Source organism: Bradyrhizobium prioriisuperbiae, assembly GCF_032397745.1.
Lineage (GTDB): Bacteria > Pseudomonadota > Alphaproteobacteria > Rhizobiales > Xanthobacteraceae > Bradyrhizobium_A > Bradyrhizobium_A prioriisuperbiae.
Window position 1 is genome coordinate 3,422,570 of sequence record NZ_CP135921.1, and the last position, 19,464, is coordinate 3,442,033.

General features: G+C 64.2%; 20 protein-coding genes. 6 read left to right on the forward strand and 14 right to left on the reverse strand.

All coding sequences use genetic code 11. From position 1 onward, the window contains the following. Nucleotides 1-83 precede the first annotated feature (83 nt). From RS897_RS16070 to RS897_RS16085, 4 genes are all read right to left on the reverse strand, one after another. Nucleotides 84-464, reverse strand: coding sequence for a nitrile hydratase accessory protein (locus tag RS897_RS16070; RefSeq protein WP_315838658.1), 381 nt, complete (start codon nt 462-464; stop codon nt 84-86). 5 nt (nt 465-469) lie between these two features. After that, complete coding sequence (gene nthB, locus RS897_RS16075) at nt 470-1,138, reverse strand: nitrile hydratase subunit beta (protein WP_315837506.1); 669 nt, start codon at nt 1,136-1,138, stop codon at nt 470-472. Beyond that, nucleotides 1,138-1,758 carry a nitrile hydratase subunit alpha gene (gene nthA / locus RS897_RS16080; RefSeq protein ID WP_315837507.1) on the reverse strand — a complete coding sequence of 207 codons (621 nt, stop codon included), beginning with the start codon at nt 1,756-1,758 and terminating at the stop codon, nt 1,138-1,140. Before nthA ends, nthB begins: the two co-directional genes overlap by 1 nt. Before the next feature lie 92 nt (nt 1,759-1,850). Then, complete coding sequence (locus RS897_RS16085) at nt 1,851-3,371, reverse strand: AMP-binding protein (protein ID WP_315837508.1); 1,521 nt, start codon at nt 3,369-3,371, stop codon at nt 1,851-1,853. A 331-nt stretch (nt 3,372-3,702) separates the two neighbouring features. On the opposite strand from RS897_RS16085, the gene RS897_RS16090 reads away from it, so the two are divergent. Together RS897_RS16090 and RS897_RS16095 are read left to right on the forward strand one after the other, a co-directional pair. Then, complete coding sequence (locus tag RS897_RS16090) at nt 3,703-4,638, forward strand: cyclase family protein (RefSeq protein WP_315837509.1); 936 nt, start codon at nt 3,703-3,705, stop codon at nt 4,636-4,638. A 128-nt stretch (nt 4,639-4,766) separates the two neighbouring features. Next, nucleotides 4,767-5,657 (forward strand): VOC family protein, encoded by an 891-nt coding sequence (locus RS897_RS16095; protein WP_315837510.1) that lies wholly within the window; start codon nt 4,767-4,769, stop codon nt 5,655-5,657. Nucleotides 5,658-5,678: 21 nt separating this feature from the next. Here RS897_RS16095 and RS897_RS16100 read toward each other — a convergent pair whose 3' ends face one another. Together RS897_RS16100 and RS897_RS16105 are read right to left on the reverse strand one after the other, a co-directional pair. Next, nucleotides 5,679-6,686 carry an SDR family oxidoreductase gene (locus RS897_RS16100; protein ID WP_315837511.1) on the reverse strand — a complete coding sequence of 336 codons (1,008 nt, stop codon included), beginning with the start codon at nt 6,684-6,686 and terminating at the stop codon, nt 5,679-5,681. A 51-nt stretch (nt 6,687-6,737) separates the two neighbouring features. Next, nucleotides 6,738-7,697, reverse strand: coding sequence for an alpha/beta fold hydrolase (locus RS897_RS16105; protein ID WP_315837512.1), 960 nt, complete (start codon nt 7,695-7,697; stop codon nt 6,738-6,740). Between the two features lie 369 nt (nt 7,698-8,066). Between RS897_RS16105 and RS897_RS16110 the strand changes: the two genes are divergently transcribed. Then, nucleotides 8,067-8,780 (forward strand): DUF3108 domain-containing protein, encoded by a 714-nt coding sequence (locus RS897_RS16110; RefSeq protein ID WP_315837513.1) that lies wholly within the window; start codon nt 8,067-8,069, stop codon nt 8,778-8,780. A 5-nt stretch (nt 8,781-8,785) separates the two neighbouring features. Here the strand turns inward: RS897_RS16110 and RS897_RS16115 are convergent, their stop codons facing one another. From RS897_RS16115 to RS897_RS16125, 3 genes are read right to left on the reverse strand one after another with little or no spacing between them, the layout of a single operon-like run. Then, entirely contained in the window at nt 8,786-9,325 is a 540-nt protein-coding gene (locus RS897_RS16115; protein WP_315837514.1) for a 4-hydroxylaminobenzoate lyase, read from the reverse strand. Next, a complete protein-coding gene (locus tag RS897_RS16120; RefSeq protein WP_315837515.1) occupies nt 9,304-10,080 on the reverse strand; it encodes a nitroreductase in 777 nt (258 codons plus the stop codon). The genes RS897_RS16115 and RS897_RS16120 overlap by 22 nt, the downstream gene beginning before the upstream one ends. Next, nucleotides 10,056-11,279 carry an ABC transporter substrate-binding protein gene (locus RS897_RS16125; protein ID WP_315837516.1) on the reverse strand — a complete coding sequence of 408 codons (1,224 nt, stop codon included), beginning with the start codon at nt 11,277-11,279 and terminating at the stop codon, nt 10,056-10,058. The genes RS897_RS16120 and RS897_RS16125 overlap by 25 nt, the downstream gene beginning before the upstream one ends. Nucleotides 11,280-11,438: 159 nt before the next feature. Between RS897_RS16125 and RS897_RS16130 the strand changes: the two genes are divergently transcribed. Together RS897_RS16130 and RS897_RS16135 are read left to right on the forward strand one after the other, a co-directional pair. Then, the gene (locus RS897_RS16130) at nt 11,439-12,416 is read left to right on the forward strand and encodes a LysR family transcriptional regulator (protein ID WP_315837517.1); all 978 of its coding nucleotides are present in this window, start codon (nt 11,439-11,441) and stop codon (nt 12,414-12,416) included. Nucleotides 12,417-12,554: 138 nt separating this feature from the next. Then, nucleotides 12,555-13,343 (forward strand): DeoR/GlpR family DNA-binding transcription regulator, encoded by a 789-nt coding sequence (locus RS897_RS16135; protein WP_315837518.1) that lies wholly within the window; start codon nt 12,555-12,557, stop codon nt 13,341-13,343. 261 nt (nt 13,344-13,604) lie between these two features. Here RS897_RS16135 and RS897_RS16140 read toward each other — a convergent pair whose 3' ends face one another. From RS897_RS16140 to RS897_RS16150, 3 genes are all read right to left on the reverse strand, one after another. Beyond that, on the reverse strand, nt 13,605-14,759 hold the full coding sequence (locus tag RS897_RS16140) for a substrate-binding domain-containing protein (protein WP_315837519.1): 1,155 nt from the start codon (nt 14,757-14,759) through the stop codon (nt 13,605-13,607). Between the two features lie 107 nt (nt 14,760-14,866). Then, complete coding sequence (locus RS897_RS16145; RefSeq protein WP_315837520.1) at nt 14,867-15,880, reverse strand: ABC transporter permease; 1,014 nt, start codon at nt 15,878-15,880, stop codon at nt 14,867-14,869. After that, a complete protein-coding gene (locus tag RS897_RS16150) occupies nt 15,877-17,463 on the reverse strand; it encodes a sugar ABC transporter ATP-binding protein (protein ID WP_315837521.1) in 1,587 nt (528 codons plus the stop codon). The genes RS897_RS16145 and RS897_RS16150 overlap by 4 nt, the downstream gene beginning before the upstream one ends. A 245-nt stretch (nt 17,464-17,708) precedes the next feature. On the opposite strand from RS897_RS16150, the gene RS897_RS16155 reads away from it, so the two are divergent. Beyond that, complete coding sequence (locus RS897_RS16155; RefSeq protein ID WP_315837522.1) at nt 17,709-17,927, forward strand: type 2 periplasmic-binding domain-containing protein; 219 nt, start codon at nt 17,709-17,711, stop codon at nt 17,925-17,927. Nucleotides 17,928-18,037: 110 nt separating this feature from the next. Here the strand turns inward: RS897_RS16155 and RS897_RS16160 are convergent, their stop codons facing one another. Next, a complete protein-coding gene (locus RS897_RS16160; protein WP_315837523.1) occupies nt 18,038-18,961 on the reverse strand; it encodes an ImmA/IrrE family metallo-endopeptidase in 924 nt (307 codons plus the stop codon). Between the two features lie 3 nt (nt 18,962-18,964). After that, the gene (locus RS897_RS16165; protein WP_315837524.1) at nt 18,965-19,345 is read right to left on the reverse strand and encodes a helix-turn-helix domain-containing protein; all 381 of its coding nucleotides are present in this window, start codon (nt 19,343-19,345) and stop codon (nt 18,965-18,967) included. Nucleotides 19,346-19,464: the final 119 nt, after the last annotated feature.

Here is a 19,464-nt window from a genome sequence, read left to right on the forward strand (position 1 = left end):
GATACGCGGGTCAAGCCCGCGTATGACGGAGGTGGGGATGAGAAGCATCGGCTCACACGAAGTGACGTGCTTGACGGCTACGTTTACCCCTCAAAATCCTCCGGCCGCAGCACGATCGGTGCTCCATGCGGCGTGCGATCCGCCGCGTGGTCCCAGGCGTCGCGGGTGCGGTGCAGGGTGTCCGTCGTGGTCACCTGTTTCTCCACCACCAGCTTTTCCAGCGTCGCCAGCCAGTGGCGGTAATAAGTGTCGCCGAGATCCGGATCGCCATCGGCTTGCGCCGTTTTGATTTCGTCCGCCAGCGCCGCCGCCCACTCATTCCAGCTGAACACGCCGCGCTCATGCAGGGTCACCGCCATGGCGAAGGCCTGGGCTTCCCATGGCTCGCGGAACACCGGGCCTTCGGCATCCCGGGGAATGCCGGGCACGGCTGCCGTCGCCCGCGCCGCCGCCTGGCTGTCGATCGCCATCACGCGTGATCCGGGATCGGGTCCAGATAGGATTCCCAGGCATCGACCGAGACCGAGGAGGTCGGATCGGCCTTGTCGCCCCACAGCTCACGGCCGTCGAAACGCACCGTGTAGAGCCATTGCGGCTGCTCGCCCGCCCCCATCGCATGGGTGTCGGGAAAGATGTGGCTGCCGTGCACCAGATCGATCACGCCGACGTGGCCGCGAACATAGTGCGGCAGGCGCGTATGTGTCGGTGGGTTCATCTGCTTCGCCCGGACCCGGTCGCCCACCTTGAACAGCGCCGGCGTCGCTGCAACGCGCAGGGTTGGGCTGCCGCGGCGAAGCGTCGGCAGCACCGTCTCGCGCGTCAGGGCGGCGGCTCCAGGTTTCGGCGGCTGCAATGCGTGTCCGGCCTCGATCTCGTCTGTCGTAACGAGATCGCGCTCCAGCATCAGGCGCTCCAGGCCCGCGAGCCAGATCTGGTAATAACTCTTGCTGAGATAGTCCGCGTGCGGGCGATCTTCACGCGCGAAACGCGACATGTCGATGTTCCAGCCGCCGGGCTTGGCCATCGCCACGGTCAGCGCGAAGGCACGGCGTTCCCACTCTGCATGGAACACCGGCTCGTTCGGCTCGGGTTCGACCGCACCGTAGTTCAGGCCACCCATGTCCTGCGCGCCGTCCATCAGGCAACCTCGCCCGGTTGTTTCGGCAATCCGGTGCCGATCATGCTGTCGCGGGTGACGAGTTCGGCGAGTTGCTCTTCGCTCCAGCCGTCGGTGCCGGCGGGCCGCTGCGGCAACACCAGGTAACGGATCTCGGAGGTGGAATCCCAGACCCGGATGTTGATGTTGTCGGCGAGTGTCACGCCGAATTCGCCGAGCACGCCGCGCGGGTCGATCACGGCGCGCGAGCGATAGGGCGCCGACTTGTACCAGACCGGCGGCAGTCCCAGCACCGCCCATGGATAACAGGAGCACAGCGTGCACACGACCATGTTGTGAACGCCCGGCGTGTTCTCGACCACCACCAGATGTTCGCTCTGGCGGCCGCTGAAGCCGAACTCGGTGATCGCCGTGGTGCCGTCGGCCAGCAGCCGGGCCCGATAATCCGGATCGGTCCAGGCCCGCGCCACCACTTGCGCGCCGTTGCGCGGGCCGACCTTGGTCTCGTAGGTCTCGATCAAGAGATCGAGCGCGGCCGGATCGACATAGCCTTTTTCGGTGAGCACGGTTTCCAGCGCATGCACCCGCAGCTCAGTCTCCGACAAGTCCGAATGGTCGTGATGATGATCGTGATCGCTCATGATACAGAGACTATCCGCACCGCCGGCATGGTGTCGAGGCGGACAGAATGCATTGCAGCATCCCCGACATCACACGGCAGGTCACTTGACCCTCAATCGGACGATTTGACCCCGCTCTTGGCGCGCAGGCGGAATTCCTGTCCCGCCTTCAGCCAGGCCAGCCGTTCGTCGCGCAACAGGGTGCGGCGAGTCTTGCCGGAATCGTCGCGCAAGGTGACCGTCGAGACCTCGTAGCTTTCCGGGTGCTTGTTGCGGCTGAGCAGGTCCGCGAGCAGCGCCGGCATGCTGTCGACCACGGCCTGCGCATCGACGCCCGGATTGATCTCGATGATGGCGTGGATGCGGTTGCCGAGTTCGGGATCGGGCAATCCCACCACAATGCTCGAATGCACATCCGGGTGCGCCACCACCGCGGCTTCCACTTCCGCGGGGTAAATGTTGGCGCCGCCGCGCAGGATCATGTCGGTCAACCGATCGCCGAGATAAAGATAGCCGTCCGCGTCCAGCTGCCCGACGTCGCCGATCGATTCCCAACCGTCAGTGCGGCGCTTTGGCGCGGCACCGAGATAGTGATAGCTGGTGCCGACGCCGTCGGCCGGCATGAAATACACCTCGCCGGTCTCGCCCTGCGGCACGTCGTTGCCGTCCTCGCCGATGATGCGCAATCCGCAAGCTGTGGGGTCGGCTTTGCCGACCGAACCCTTGTGGGCGAGCCATTCCGTGCCGGAGATCACCGTGCGGCCCTGGCGCTCGGTGCCGCCATAGAGCTCGAAGATTTTTTCCGGGCCCAGCCACTCGATCCATTTTTCCTTCAGCCATGCCGGCATCGGTGCGGCCATGTGGAACACGGTCTTCAGGCTGGAGACGTCATAACGATTTCGCACGTCCTCCGGCAGCGACCAGATCCGGTGCATCATGGTCGGCACGAAGTTGATCCATTCGAGCCTGTGGCGATCGATCAGGCGCAGCGCCTCCTCGGCGTCGAATTTGGTCATGCCGGTAACGCTGCCCCCCGCGAACAGGGCGAAGTGCGACACGATGAACGGCGCGTTGTGATACAGCGGCCCCGGATTGAGCAGCGCGGCGCCGATCTGCATCTGCAGCGGCGGCGCCACCGCGGTGTCGGTCACCGCCGGCTGGTGATCGAGGATCACCTTGGGGCGGCCGGTCGAGCCGCCGCTGGTCATCGCCTTCCAGTAGCGCGCCACCGGACGATCCAGCGGCTCGTCCGAGGCGCCTTCGGGGACAAAATCCTGCGGGACGGAATTTGGCGCGTTCCAGTCCGGCTCGCCGCCGACCACCAGCGCGGGTTTGAGGATGTCCAGAATGGCCGCGGCCTCGCCGCGCGGCAGCCGGTGCGACAGCGACGTCGGCGTCGCGCCCAGTTTCCAGATCGCAAAACTCGTCTCATAGAACGCATTGCTGTTGGGCAGGCCGATGGCAACGAAATCCCCGGCCTTGACACCGCGGGCGGCGAAGGCATGCGCCCGCCGGTTGGCGCCGCGTTCAAGCTGCTCCCATGTCAGGCCCTGTGCGCCATGGCGGACCGCGATGGTGTCGCCGGGCTTGCGTTCGGCATACCAGCGCGGCACGTCGGCGAGGGGAATCAGCATGCGTTTCTCCGAAACTCTTCAAAATTTTATCGACCCGATTGTGGTCACCGGGTTTGGTGGCTTCGAATTGACTTTCTGAACCAACGCGGGCGGGGCGTCTACACCCGTCACTGGCTCAGTGACCCGGACGTTGCGTGCATGGGGCCCTGAGCAGATCGCAGGGTGGCCTTGCACAATCCCGCGGCATCGCACAGGCGGCGCTCTGTCACACCGCGCGGGCCGATTGTGACAGCAACAACGTGATGCGGCCGACACGATCGCAACATAACATCGCCTGCCCGCCGTCCCGGTCCGAGGCCAATGCCTAAAGTTCACAAGGGAGGAAGATGCGATGTTCAGGACATTCGTCGTCAGTCTGTCTGCCGCTGTGCTCGTCACCGTTGCGCCTGCCGGTGCGCAGGACTGGACCAAATCGAAATGGGGTCCGAACGATGAGATCGGAGCTGCCAACTATCTCTCGCCAGAGATCGTGGTGAAAGCGGCCGGCCTGATCAAGACCGGCAAGGTGTATGGTCTCGGCATCGAGACCAATTCCAAGACCCCGGCGTTTCCGCCCCGCAGCTTCAAGGTGTTGGTACTGCAGCCGGGGCAGTCCGGTGGCTCTGGCCTCGGGCCGAGCAAGACCACTTACAATGACGATATCATCGAAGGTTGGGTCGGCGTCGGCAGCCAGATCGACGGGCTCGGCCATATCGGTGTCGACTGGACCTACTACAACGGCAACAAGTCGACTGACTTCGCCGCCGCCGACGGCTTGAAAAAGCTCGGCATCGAGAAGGTCCCGCCGATCGTCACCCGCGGCGTGCTGCTGGACATGGCGGGATATCTCAATACGGACATCGTCAAGGAAGGCACCGCGTTCAATGTCGCGGAAATCGAAGGTGCGGCGAAGAAGCAGGGCATCGAGATCCGCCAGGGCGACGTGGTGTTGTTTCACACCGGCTGGATCAGCCTGATCGGCAAGGATGACAAGCGCTACAACACCGGCGAGCCGGGTCTCGGGGTCGAGGGCGCGAAGTATCTGGTCGGCAAGGGTGTGGTAGCGGTCGGCGCCGACACCTGGGGGCTCGAGGTGGTTCCGTTCGAATCCCAGAACGTGTTCGAGGTGCACCAGATCCTGCTGCCGAGGTCGGGCACCTATATCCTTGAAAACATGAACACCGGTCCGCTGGCGGCGGACAAGGCCTATGAATTCCTGTTTGCGCTGGGCACGCCAAAGGTCACCGGCGCCGTGCAGGGCATCATCAATCCGGTGGCGATCCGCTGACGGCACCAGAAGCAAATAGCGGCCGGTATGCCACCCATGCCGGCCGCTTTGCTTGACGCAGTCCCGTATCTCGCGAAAGGATGTTCATCGGGACGGACTGCTTAACGCGCAACGCATCGAGGCCAGACATGTCGACGCCGATCACGGGCCTCGATCACATCACGCTGCTGACATCGGACATCGCCCGCGCCATCAGCGACTATGAAACGCTGCTCGGCCATGGCGTGGCCTGGCGTGCGCGCAGCGACGGTGCGGAGACGGCGATCTTCACGCTGGCCAACACCTCGCTCGAACTGATGGCGCCCGCGGGCGACGGCCCGGTCGGCGATCGCGTGCGCGCATCGCTTGACCAGCAGGGCGAAGGGCTCGCCAGCAGCTGCTTTCGCGTGTCCGACGCGGATCGCATGTTCCGCCGCCTGACCCAGTTGCAGCTGCAGCCCGAGCCGGTGGCCGAGGCCCACAGCGATAACTTGATCGACGGCGCATCGCTGCACTGGCGGCGCACCCGCGCGGCCCAGGCGGTTACGCACGGCGTCAAACTGTTCTTCCTGCAGCGTGCCGACGAGCGGCCGCTGTCGCAGCCGTCACATCCGGCGCCGGTGACCGGCCTCGATCATCTGGTGATCTCGACCGCGGATGCCGAGCGCGCGGCGGCGCTCTATGGCGCGCGCCTCGGTCTCGACATGCGGCTGGATCTGATCCGGCCCGATTGGGGCGTCCACCTGATGTTCTTCCGCTGCGGCGACCTGATTGTCGAGATCGCGCAGCGGCTCAGTGATCAGGCGGCTTTGCCCGCCGACCGGTTCATGGGCTTGAGCTGGCGTGTGGCGGACGCGCAGGCGACGCGAGCCCGTCTGGCCGACGCCGGCTTCGACGTCTCGGACGTGCGCCCCGGACGCAAGCCGAAGACCCAGATCTTCACCGTGCGCAATCGCACGGCGGGTGTGGCCACACTGGTGATCCAGCCGCCGCCAGCGGCTGCTGGTGCGCGCGGTGGCGAGGCCGTGGTCGAGGGTTGAATTCGCGATCGGCCGACCCGCTCAATTCACCAACAGGCTTTCCGCGCAAGCCACGATCGTTGCCTGGGCGGAACGCGGCGCGAAGCCGAGCAGCTGGCGTGCCTTGGCGGTGGAGAGGTTCAGCTTGCGGCCGAGCTCGGGCGTGAACATCCGCAACTGCGGGATCACCAGGGCCATCATCTTGAAGACGACATCCGGCATGCGCCGGGTCGGCACTTGCGCGGCCTTGGCGCCGAGTTTGCTGCGCAGGGTCTGCGCGACATCCTGCATCCACATGAAGTCGCCGGCGGCGAGGAAACGCTGACCGGCGGCCGGCGGCGCGGTCATGGCGCGGATGTGCAGGTCGGCCAGGTCGCGGACGTCGACGATCCAGAACCCCAGCCGCGGCAGGCCGGGCGGGCGGCCCTGCAGCAAACGGTCGATGATCTGTACCGAGCCCAGATTGTCCTTGCTCAGCACCGGGCCGAACACCGCACCGGGAAGGATGGTGGTGAATTCGGTCGTGCCGCCGTGGCTGGCCATGAAATCCCAGGCGGCCCGTTCGGCGAGAATCTTCGACAGCCGGTAGGCATCGAAGGTCCGATCGGCGGGATCGGTCCATACGGCTTCATCGCTGACATCATCAGTGCGATGCGGGGGCCGCGCGGCCGCCGCGGCCGATGTCATCACCACGCGTTTGACGCCGGCCCTGGTGGCGGCACGCAGCACGCGCAGTGTGCCTTCGCGCGCCGGCGCGATCAGCGTCTCGGCCTGCCGTGGCGTATTGTTGCCGAGCGGGGAGGCGACATGCAGCACGTAGTCTATGCCAACCATGGCGGCATCCCATCCCTCGTCCCGGGTCAGGTCCGCAATCGCGAAGCTCAGTTTGTCGTCGAACTCATGAGCCTGTGCGACGGCAAGGCGCACGGCGGTCTGCTTGGCCGAACTGCGCACGGTGGTGCGGACGCGATAACCGCGCTGCAGCAGTTCGACGATGCACCAGCCGGCAACGAAGCCTGTTCCACCGGTCACCAGCACTGTCTCTGGCATGGTCAGTCTCCTTGAATGTTCAGCGCGCGCGCACCGCCAGCGCCGCGCCGTTTATGATCCCGGCCGACCCGCCGCCCGGAAAAACGGAATGACGGCGGCGAGCACGGCATCGGTTTCGCCATAGGTGATGGCGTGCCCCTTGCCCTCGAGGGGGACGATTTTCATCTGCGGCACATGGCGCGCCAGCACGCGCGATTGGTCGAACGGGTTGACGGTGTCGGCGGTGCCCCACACGGCGAGCACGGGCAGACCCGATCGGCCGAGCGCCGCATAGTCCTCAGGCTGCCAGGCGGCATCATAATTGCGCAGGTTGTTGAGAAGCCCCTCGGCGTAGCCGCGATAACGGGTCTGCGCGGCCATCCACGCCATCATGGGCTCGCGTGCGGGCGAGTTGGCATAGGCTTTCGCGATCACGTCGCGTGAATAGGAGCTGCCGAACATCCGAAAGGCGACATCGCCGATCACGGGCCAGAGCAGCGCGCCGTTCACCACCGCTACGCGGCCGCCGCCCGCCGGTGCCATCAGCGCCACTGATCGAACGCGCGCCGGAAAGGACGCCGTGAAGGCGGTCGCGATCGCACCGCCCATCGACGCGCCGACCACATGGACCGGTGTCCTGGTCCCGAGCGTGTCAAGCAGCTGGGCCAGCTGGTCGACATAGAACTGACGTGTGTACGGTGTGTCCGGCCGATCGGAGAAGCCGTAACCGAAGAGGTCGGGCACGATGATGCGGAAACCGGCGTCCGCCAGCGGCTTCTGCCAATTCTGGAAACCGTAGCCGCCGACCATGCCGCCGTGAATGAGCAGAACCGGCGGGCCGTTGACGGGTCCCGAGATCCGCACGTGCATGGTCCCCATCGGCAGTGTCACGAACTGCCGCGCCTGTCCGCTGCTCAGCAGGTTCGCACGCGCCGCGTCGTCGAGCTGTTCGCTCGACCAGCCGGCGAGCGGATAACCGATGGCGACGGCGGCCACGAGCGCGACCAGCGCTCTCTTTATCCATCTGATCATGGTGTCCGTGTACCCGTTTCCGCAATAAGTCTTCATGTGTATACTTATCGCGGAGTGTCAAGTCTACATGTGTTTAATTAAAAAGGGTGCGGCTGTTTGTCAGCCGCGGGCGAGTGCCACCTTTGTGGGCAGAAATATTTTGTTTTGTTGCGACCGCATTGTTGCCGGACATGTCCGCCCACATTGGCGCTTTGGGGATGCAGCAGGGGGCCCATTGATGCCGGCTTTTGAAGATTTTCGGCGTGGCAGGTGGTCGCGCGCGATCCAGTTTGGGGCAGTCCAGATCGGGTTGGTTCTGGTCTGGCTGGTCTTGCCGGCGGGAATCGGAGAAGCCCGCGCCCAAGGGCGGCTCGAGGCCCGCTACCAGGCGTGGCTGGCCGGGATTCCGGTGGCCAGAGGCGCCTGGGTCGTCGAGATCGCCGAGGATCGGTTCACGGCGTCCGCCGATGGCGGCTCGAGCGGATTGCGTTTTCCGGCGGCAAGGGCACCGGCGTTGCCCAGGGACGCGTCGTCAACGGTCAGCTCGTCCCCGTCAGCTTCGTGTCGACATACGCATCCGATAAAAAATCGAGCACGCGCATTCAGTTCGCCGGCGGCAACGTGATGGAAGCGTCGATCGAACCGGAGCCCGAGCCTGTGCCCGATCGCATCGCGTTGACCGATGCGCATCGCCGCGGTGTCGTCGATCCCATGACGGCGCTGTTGCTGCAGGTGCCGGGCACCGCCGATCTGGTGAGCCGGGAGGCCTGCACATCCGGCAGCGCGATCTTCAACGGGCAGATGCGGTTTGATCTGCGCTTCGAATTCAAGCGGTTAGAGACCGCCAAGACCAAGGGTTATCAGGGACCTGCGGTGGTCTGCGCCGTCTATTTCACGCCGATCGCGGGACACGTGCCCGATCGTCCCGGCATCAAATACGCCGCGACCCAGCGCGATATGGAGGTCTGGCTGGCGCCGATCGCCGGCACGCGTGTACTCGTGCCCTGCAGGGTTCGGGCGCCGACCCCGCTGGGGTTGGCCGTGCTCGAAGCCACGCAGTTCGTGTCGACGGCGACGGTGCGCACGGCGGCCAAGGTTCAGTAAACCACTCAGGCCGGCGGCTTGAAGTCATAGGAAATGCGGCCCGCCGGCAAATAGAACAGCGCGATCACCGCGCCGCCGCGCACTTCGGGAAAATGGCGGCTGCCCGGATCGGGCGCCGTCCATCCGGCGCCCTGCCAGCCCTGCAGGCCCTTGAGTTCGGCGCCCTCAGTGAGCGGAACCACCAGGTTCAGTTCGCCGTAGGGATGGCCGTGATAGTCCCCGCGCAGCACATCGTCATCGTGGTCGTCCCTGAACGCCTGCGGATCCTTGCTGTCCATGTAGACAGCGGTGATGCTGAAGTGGAATGTCTCGGCGGACGGCTCCTGGATGCGGCTGCGCCGGTAGTTCGGCCCGCCCACCTCGACATTGGCCGCCCATCCCTCCTGCACACCCTGTTTGATCAAGCGCGCCAGGTCCTGGTAGAGCGCGCTGTCCACGCCGTATGTGGTGTTAAGCCATTTCTCCATCGCGGCGCTCGGCGTCATGTCCTTGACCTCGGCGAGAAACGGAACGCTGCGCTGGATCAGGTCTTCGCGGTGTCCCATGATGGGTCTCCTTCAGTCGCGTCGGCGAAGCCGACAAATGTTGTGAACTCGCCGACCGCCACTTTCGGCATCAGGCCGCGGGTATCGGCCTCTTCGGCAAACCCCATCGAGATGCCGCAGACCACCATTTCCTCGGCGGAGATCGGCAGCAATTCCCGCAGTGGTCGGTGATACTTCGCGAACGTCTCCTGTGGGCAGGTCTGCAATCCGCGCGCGCCCGCGGCTATCATCACGGTCTGGATGAACATGCCGAGATCGAGCCAGCTTCCGGTTGCGAGCCTTCGGTCGATGGTCAGGAGCAGCCCGACCGGGGCGCCGAAGAAGCCGTAATTCTTCGCGGTCTGTCCGGCACGTGCCGCGAGATCGGACTGCGCGATACCGAGTGAGCCATAGAAGATACGGCCGAATTCGTTGCGCCGGCTCAAATAAGGCTCCGGCAGCTCGGGCGAATAATACGCATACTCCGATGCGTGCTGGTCGCGTTCGTCGGTATGCGCCCGCAGCAGCGCCTGCGAGACTTTGTCCTTTTCGGGACCGGCGAGAACATAGACGCGCCATGGCTGGATGTTCGCGCCGCTGGGGGTGAATCGAGCGACCTCGAGAATGTCCGTGATCATCTGCTGCGACACCGGACGGCGCGCGTACCGGCGGTTGGCGAAGCGACGCCTGATCACGCTGTCGACGGCGTGCGAATCGGGGCCGTGCGTCACCACAGGCGCGTCGGCGCGCGTCATTTCTTGCTGACCAGCGGGCATTCACCGTTCTCCATCGCTCTGAAGGCATCATCGCCGGGGATCGTGGCGAGAGTGCTGTAATAGTCGAAGCGGTATCTGGACTGCTCCGGCGATTTGACCTTGAACAGATACATGTCGCGGACCAGCCGGCCGTCCTCGCGTATCCTGCCGTTGCGGGTCATGAAATCGTTGACGGGCGTGTCCTTCATCCTGCGCGCCACTGCCGGTCCGTCGATCGTGCCGGCGCTTGCGATCGCCTTGAGGTAGTGCATCACGGCGCCGTAGGTGCCGGCATGGATCATGGTGGGCACCTTCTGGGTGCGGTCGATGAAGCGCTTCGACCACGCCCGCGTCTCGTCGTTCAGGTCCCAGTAGAACGCCGAGCTGAGGATCAGGCCCTGTGCGCTCTTCAGGCCGAGACTGTGAATGTCGGCAATGAACACCAGCAGCCCCACCAGCTTCTGGCGGCCACCGGACAAACCGAACTCGCCGGCCTGCTTGACCGAATTGATGAAGTCGCCGCCGGCATTGGCGAACGAGATCACGTCCGCCCCCGAGGCCTGGGCCTGCAGCAGGAAAGAGGAAAAGTCCGCGGTGTTGATCGGCGCCCGCACCGCGCCGACAACCTTGCCGCCCTCGGCCGCGATCACGCTGCGACTGTCGGCCTCCAGCTGGGTGCCGAGCGAATAGTCCGCTGACAGGAAAAACCAGCTTTTCACGCCAAGCTTCGACACCGCGCGCGTCGTGCCCTGGGCCAGCGCATAAGTGTCGTAGGTCCAGTGGATGCCGGTGGGCGAGCAGGCATCGCCGGTCAGCCGCGAGGTGGCGGCGCCTGTGGCCAGGAACAGCTTCTGCTTCTCCCGCGTGATGCCCTGCACCGCTAGCGCCACCGCCGAATTGGGCACGTCCAGGATCGCTTCCACCTGATCGTTGTCGATCCAGCGGCGGGTGATCGCGCTGCCCACATCGGCCTTGTTCTGGTGGTCGCCGGCCACGACCTCGATCCGGCGCCCCAGCACCGTGCCGCCGAAATCATCGACAGCCATTTGCGCCGCCACCACCGAGCCCTGGCCGCCGTTGTCTGCGTAGAGCGACGACATGTCGGTCAGCACGCCGATCTTCAGCGCCGGCGGAGCCGGTTGCGCGGCAAGATCGCCGGCGGATATCCACGGCAGAAGGGCGAAACCGATCGCCGCGCCAATCATCCGATGCCCTGCCATTATGCTGATCCTCCCACCCGTGCCGGCCATCGGGATATTCGGAGGATCGGAGGGGCGGCGGAAGTGAAAGTCTGGCAGGGTCAAAATGAGCGGTGTTCAGGTTGCCCGGTTGGTTATCCACCGCATGCATAATCCAGCGTGTTCGCGTAATCTCTGTGCATGCCCGTGTCGTTTTCCAGCCTTGACCTGAACCTGCTCCGCGTCTTCGATGCGGTGATGGAGGAGCGCAGCGTGCTGCGCGCAAGCCAGAAGGTGTTCCTGAGCCAGTCGGCCGTCAGCCACTCGCTCGCCCGTCTGCGCGAGCTGCTGGAGGATGAGCTGTTCGTGCGCACGGCCTCGGGCATGCAGCCGACGGCCCGGGCGCTGGCGATGGCGCCGCTGGTTCGCAGCGCGCTCAAGTCGCTGGAGAGCGCGATCGAGTCGCCGACCTTCGTGCCGGCAACGTCAACCCGGACGTTCACCATCGCGGCCAACGATTTCACCACCATGATCGTGGCGCCCCGCCTGCTGCAGATCCTGAAGGCGGAAGCGCCGCTGGTCGATATCGTGATCCGGCCGGTCACGCGCATTGACCTCGCCGAACAGATCGACCTCGGCCGCATCGATGCGGCGCTCGGGACGTTCTCGGCCTTACCGCAGCGGTTCGCGTCCGACCTGCTGTTTGCCTATGACGATGTCCTGATCACGTCGCAAAGCCACGACCGGATCACGACCGACATCCTGTCGCAGATGTCGATCGTGGTGGTGTCGTTCGGTGGCGAGCAGGAAGGCGCCGTCGACGGCTTCATCTCGGAGCGCGGCCTGGCGCGTCGCTCGGAAATGTACGATCGCGCCGCGTTCGAGCGGGCATTCGCGACGGCGGAGCGCGTTCCCCGCATCGCGGTCTCGCTGCCGCATTTTCTGGTGCTGCCGGCGCTGCTCGAGGACTCCTCACTCGCAGCCATCGCGCCGCGGCCGCTTGCCGCGGCGTTCGCCCGCATCCACCCGGTTTCGATCTGCGAGCTGCCCTATGCGACGGCGCGTCTCGAGGTTCGCGCGTTGTGGCACGAACGCCACCGCGGCGACGCCTCGCAGGACTGGCTGCACGGCCTCCTGCGCCGTGCGACCGAGCATCTGCGCGAGACGACGGCGGGATAGGGCTGTGAGAAGCCGCAGCCGTCCGGATCCGCACTACCATTCCCTGCGCCGTCTGTTACTATTTTAACATCGTATTGCGCTCTCCATTCCCATTGGCGCAAAGCCGTTATTGACCGTGCAGTGGACCTCCGCAGAGACATGACCGACATCCAGGGGACCAACCCGAGCGACATGCGCGCGCTGCGCCTGCAGAAGCTGCAACGCGCCGTTGAAAAGGGCGGCGCGCTGCATCTCAAGGAGGCCGCCGAACTGCTCAACGTTTCGGAAATGACGGTGCGCCGCGATCTGGCGGCATCGAATGGCGTGTTGTCCTGCCTGGGCGGCTATGTCGCGCCGCAGCCGACCGGCAAGCGATACACCCTGGAACGGGAAATGGATCAGCACGCGCGGGACAAGCGGCTGGCGTCGCGATCGGCCATCGCCTCCGTCAAAGCAGGGGATACTATTTTTATCGATTGCGGGACGACCATGCAGTCGCTGGCGGACTGTCTGCCCGAAGACCTGCCGCTGTCCGTGATCTGCTATTCGATGAATATCGCGACCATTGTCGCGCGGCGCCCGGCGACGCAGCTGATGCTGATCGGCGGGCTTTATCATCCGTCGTCGCAGTCGTTTTCGTCCGAAGAAGGCATCGCGTACTTGCGCAAACTCGGGATCAACAAGGCTTTCATCTCCGCCGGCGGCGTCCATCCGGTCCGCGGCGCCAGTTGTTCGAATTTTCATGAGGTCGCGATCAAGACCGCCGTCATCGCCACCGCGATGGAGAACATCCTGGTGGTCGATTCCAGCAAGCTCGGCAGCCTCAAGCCGGCGTTCTTCGCCGGTCTCGACGGTTTCGCGCGCGTCGTTGTCGGCGGTTCTGCTTCTCCCGAGCAGCGCAAGCCGTTCAAGCATCTGTCGTTCGACTACGTGACGAAGGCTACGTAGCGGATGGCGGCACGCCGGATCGGCGATGCGCACATGAAACGCACGCATCGCCGGCCAGGTATTAGCGTATGATAAGTTGAAGCTGAATTATGTTCCGTCATCCTGAGGTGCGCGCTCTTGCGCGCCTCGAAGGATGAACGGCCCCGGAATCACCGTTCGGGCCGTCGCCCTTCGAGGGCCATCCCGCGGATGACCGCCTCAGGGTGACGGGTCACGTTGATCGAACTTGAATTCGTCATGACTTTCGTTGCGCGGCGAGCTTCAGTTGCAGGCGGGTTTGGCCTTGTTGCAGGCGTCGAGCAGCTCGGCCGGCGGGTCCTTCTTGAACACCGTCTTGTAGGATTCCAGCACGTTCGACTGCACCACCGGCAACGACTGCACGCCGATCCAGGCCGGCGTGGGCTTGCCGAGCAGGGCGTTCATCATCACCATGGCTTCCGCAACGCCCTGGTCGTAGGGGCGCTGCGATCCGGTCGCCTTCAGCGGGCCGCCCTTGGCGATCTCGATCGCCGACTGCAGGCCGAGGTCGACGGTGGTCATCGGGATGTTGATCCCCTGCGCCCGCATCGAGCTCAGCGTGTCCAGCGCCGGCTGATCCCAGACCGCGTACAGGCCCTTGATATCCGGATTGCCGGTCAGGAAGTCGCCTGCGATCTGCGAGACCTTGGGCGGATCGGTGAAGTCCACCTGCTTGAGCTTGATGTCCGGCCGGTTCTTTCCCATCCAGGCCCTGACGCCCTTGGTGCGTTCATTGGTGCTGAAATAGTCGACCCCGAAATTGACCAGGCCGATGGTGGCGCCCTGGGGGACGCAGGAGGCCAGCACCTGCGCGGCAATCTGGCCGTTGCCCAGGTTATCGGCGGAGACCATGGCGGCATATTCCTCCGGGTGCTTCAGGCCGGTCGGGATGCTGTCCATCAGCACCAGCTTGATGCCCGCCTTCGAGACCTTCTTGTAGGTTGGCGCCGTCGCGGTGAAGTCGACCGGAATCGAAATGATGCCGTGGGGACGCTGCTGGATGGTGTTCTCGATGTCGGCGATCTGCTTGTCCACCTGGTATTCGGCGGAGGCGACGCCCGTGACGGTGACGCCGTATTTCTTCAGGGTGTCGGTGATGCCCTGGATCTGCAGTTGCGCCCAGTCGAGATTGACAGTCTGCATCGAAATGCCGACCTTGAAATTCCCCGCCTTGATCTTCGCGGCCTCGGCCTCCGACAGCGCCAGAACGTCCGGCGATGCCGCCTTTTCGCCATTCGGGCCCTGGCCGATGATTGACGCGGGACCAAGCGTCGAAAGATCGACGCCCTTGACGCAGGACGCAGGAACTTGAGCCGTCGCGGGGGCCGCGATGAGGACGGCGGACGCGGCCGTGACGATGGCCGAGAGCAGAAGCCGGTGTCGCGAATTAAGGGTCATGTGTTTCCTCCAAATCTTTGTAGTTAAAGTTGTTGTCGTTATGTCGTTGTGGTCGCCGGATTGTCGGAGGGCCCGCGACCTCGCCCTTGGAAATTCAAATCGGAGCTCTAGCGTTTGGTGAATGCGACGGCGGCCACGATGATCGCCCCCTTGATGACCAGCTGCATGGGAGAGCTGACCCCGAGCAGCACGAGGCCGTTGTTCAGCGTGCCGATGATCAGGCTGCCGAGCAGTGTGCCCAGGATGAAGCCGCGCCCGCCGAACAGGCTGCAGCCGCCCAGGATCACCGAGGCGATGACGTCGAGCTCCATGCCCTGGACCACGTCCGGCCGCGCCGCATGCGATCGCGCCGACAGCACCAGCGCGGCGAGGCCCGCCAAGAGTCCCGTGAGCACGAAGGCGAGCGTGGTGACGCGCCTGACGCGGATGCCGGAGTACAGCGCCGCGGTCGGATTGCCGCCGACCGCATAGATGCGCCGGCCGAACACGTTGTAATGCAGCAGCAGGATGCCGACGATGACGGCGGCCAGGGTCCAGGCGATCGGCGCCGGCACGCCGAACAGCGAGCCCTCGCCGAAAACAGCGAAATAGGTCTCGTTGGTGATGATCACCGGCTTGGTGTTGGTGATCATCATCGCCAGGCCCCGCGCGACACTCAGCGTGCCCAGCGTCACCAGGAATGACGGGATCGCCAGCTGCGTGGTCAGGATGCCGTTGAGCAGTCCGACGAGCGCACCGGTGCCGAGTCCGGCGATCGCTCCCACCACCCAGTTGTTGTCGATATGCGCCATGGCGAGCGCCGCGGCCATGCCGGAGAGCGCGAGGGTGGAGGCCACCGAGAGATCGATCTGACGCGCGATGATGACGAATGTCATGCCGATCGCGATGATCGACACGAGAGTGGTCTGCCGGCCGATATTGAGGAAATTGTCGACCGACAGAAACCACGGCGAGGCCAGGCTGAAGACGACAAGCAGGATCGCGAACGCAACATAAAGCATGTAGGGCCGCTCGCCGCGCAGCAGTGTGCGCGCCAGCTTGCGCCAGCGGCCCGCGGGGGCGGGCGCAGGCGGCCTGGCAACTTGGGATGCGGCAACTTGGGTGGCGCTCAGGTCGATCATGCGGACAGCTCAAGAGATGTGGGTGGCTCTGCGGCCTGCGACAGCTGCAGCAGATGGTGGAGCTCCTCGGCGTTGCCGAGTTCGCCGCGTTGAAAGGTTTTCGTGACGCGGCCTTGGACCACCAGGGAGATCCGGTCGCAGAGCTGCAGCAGCTCCACAAGGTCGGATGAGACGACGAGAACGCCGGTGCCGCTGGTCGCGGCGTCGCGGATCACGCCATAGATTTCCTCGCGCGCGCCGACATCGACACCGACGGTCGGCTCGTCGAGCAGCAGCACCCGCGGCTGCGGATGACTCCATTTCGCGAACACCACTTTCTGCTGGTTGCCGCCGGAGAGCGTCCTGACCAGGCTGGAGGCGCCCGGCGCCTTGATGGCGAGCCGCCCGATTGCAACCTTCGCCCTGCGCGCGGCGGCGCGCTGCTGCATCCATCCCCACCACGAGAAATGGGGGAGGCGCGCCAGCGTTACGTTGCGCTCGATCGAATGCTCCAGGACCAGGCCCTCCGCATGACGATCCTCGGGCACCAGCGCGATGCCGCGCTCGATCGCGTCAGTTGGTCCCTGCGGTTGTCGCGCCTCACCGCCGATCGCGACTGTGCCGCTGTCGGCGCGGCGCAGACCGAAGATCGTCTCCAGGATTTCCGTGCGTCCGCTGCCGATCAGGCCCGCAAGGCCGTGAATTTCACCACTGCAAACCGTCAGGTCGACTCCGCGCAGCCGATCGTTGCTGACCCTCGCGAGCGTGAGCACCGGCGCGTCGGCCGCGCGGACGGGCGGCGTGGTTTCCACGGGCTGGGACAGTGCAGTCTGTGCCGCGTGGTTCGGGCCGACGATGGCGGTCACCAGGCGCTTCATGTCGGTCTCGGCGGTGGCGAATGTGCCCGCATTGGTGCCGTCGCGCAGCACCGTGACCCGTTGCGAGATGCGAAACACCTCATCCAGGCGATGGGTCACGTAGATCACGCCGACCCCGCGGCGGGTCACCGCGCCGATGGCGTCGAACAGGATCTGGACCTCGTCGCCGGTCAGCGAGGACGTCGGCTCGTCGAGAATGAGCAGGCGGACATCGCCGAGCAGCGCCTTGGCGATTTCCGTCATCTGGCGATAGGCGAAGGGCAGCGAACCGACCGTGGCCCTCGGATCGAGCGGAATGTGGTGCTGCTTCAGGAAGCTCTCGGCTTCCGCCATCAGTTTCTGCTTCCTGAGAAACCCCAGGCGCGTCAGCGGCTCGCGACCGAGCATCAGGTTCGCCGCGACACTGAGGGATTCGACCAGGCTCAGGTCCTGATAGACCACGGCGATGCCTGCCGCGCGCGAGTCCACAGGACTGGTAAAGGCCGCGGGCCGGCCGGCGATCTCGATGGTGCCGCCGTCGTGGGCGTGGACCCCGCTCAGGATCTTGATGAGGGTGGATTTGCCGGCGCCGTTTTCGCCCAGCAGCGCATGGACTTCGCCGGGCCGGACGTCCAGGCCGACACCGCGAAGCGCGAGCACGCCGCCAAAGCTCTTGGTGATGCCTTCAACCTTGACGAGCGGCGCCTGTGGGCAGCCTTCGACCGCGACCGCACAGGGCTGGTCCATCTGTCTCCTCCCGCTCCAGTCGATGTAAGCATCGCAACATCGAATGATATTTTTATAACTTTTTGTGACTATTCTATCATGGGCGGGGGCTGTCAATAGATTAAGCGGGGCCAGGGACGGTTCGGCGGTTTGCATCCCGGAGTTCGGGCTGGCGCGGCGATCGGAAATGTATGATCTCGCCGCGTTCGAGCGCGCGTTCGCGGCGGCGGAGCGCGTTCCCCGCCGTCTCGCTGCCGCATTTTTTGGTGCCGCTTGCCGACTCGGCGCTGGCGGCCATCGCGCCGCGGTCGCTGGCTGAGGCGTTTGCCTGCATCCACCCGGTCTGTGAGCCACCCTATGCGACGGTGCGTCTCGAGGTTCGTGCCTTGTGGCACGAGCGCCGACGCGGTGATGCTTCACAAGACTGGCTGCGTGGTATCCTGCAGCGCGCGACCGACCATCTGCGTGAGACGGCGACGGGATGAGTCAATCCTGGCACTACGCACCGCACGATCTAGATAACATTATGCAAGATTATCTGATTTCACATTTCGTCCAAGCGTTCGGCAGCGTAATCAAAATCAGATAATTGATATTATGCTGCGTAGAAAACGAATTTTGCGGTTAGCGTTTTCACCGAGTGCACCAACACGAATACTTGGTGGCCCTGGGTGAACGATTCTGCGATGCATTCGTGCCTGGTGCCGTTCCGGTCGACGAGAGCGATATTGCGCTTCCCCGAGGACTTTCGTTTTCCTTGGGGGATCAATCGTCCGATGGCGTCGGCCGGCGTGTAGTACGGTGCGGTCCAGAAATTCTCGCCGAAGAGCTGGGTGAAAGACGGAGACTGTACGACCCGGCGGAGATTAGCGCGGAAGCCATCTCCCTCAATCAGTCCCGGCATGTCGAGCACCACGACGGCACAAGCTCGATAGTTTTTTGAGACGTATTGCCGGATAGAGGCATAGATGGACGCCTTGAATTGCTTCGCCAGGCGTACCGGCGTCCACACCTCGAAGGTGCGGCTCTCGGCCATGTCCCGGAACGCGTCTAACTGAAATAACACTTCGGAAGCGAAGACGTTCGCCTCGCGGTCGAACAGGTCTGCCGCGTCGGGATCGAGTGATTTGTCGCAATCCTCCACGACCGCGTACAGCGGTCGTTGCCAGGGTAGAAATCCATGGGCCGATTCATGGAGGCGAACGAACCGTTTTTTCACCTCGATCAAACTCTGGTCGAGATAGACCAATCCGGCGCTTGCGTGAAACAGCCCCATCACTTTCGAGATGGCGCGCTTCAGGATGCCGCCGGCCTTCTCTGCCCCGGCGCGAATCTTGGCCAGAAGTCCCGGCGTTAGAAGATCTTCCTCAACCTCCTCCACGTTGGCCACCGACATGATCCTTTCGACCGGTGTCGGAAATACACCGAGCGCGCCTGCTTCCCGCAGTGCGCGCTCGGCTTCTCTTCTGATGATTGCCAGTTGGCCGGGCGTTAGGGAGCAATCGTCCGGCCGTCTCATTGGTTACTTCCGCTTCGAACGAATGAAATTAAGATAGTCCATCAGTTCCTTTTCTTCGTCGGATGACAGGTTATCGATCGAGTAGGTAGCGGCCTTCCCATGTTTTTGTCCTTCCGCTCGCTGGCCAGAAGGAACGATGTACCCCGCGCGCTCCATTAGCGTCTCGTACGGGACGCCGAGCGAGGTGGAGAGGGCATACAGCACATGGACGGACGGCTTAGAAATTTTTCCGGATTCAAGCTGCGAGAGGTAGGCGTTCGACACCTCTTTTCCGGTTGCTTCCTCAACATCTCGCAGTGTCATTTTGCTCCCTAACCGCGCGCTCTTCAGATAGCGCCCAAGACTCTCGGCCGTGTTGGTTTCATCGGGTTTCTCATCTGACATTCGTCCTCCGTTCCCAGAGGCCGGGACCATCCCAGCCTAGCCGAATTATAGAGGATATGCTAAATATTTCAAGCATGCTAGGTGATTGCTTGACATATTTAGCAAATTCGATAATCTTA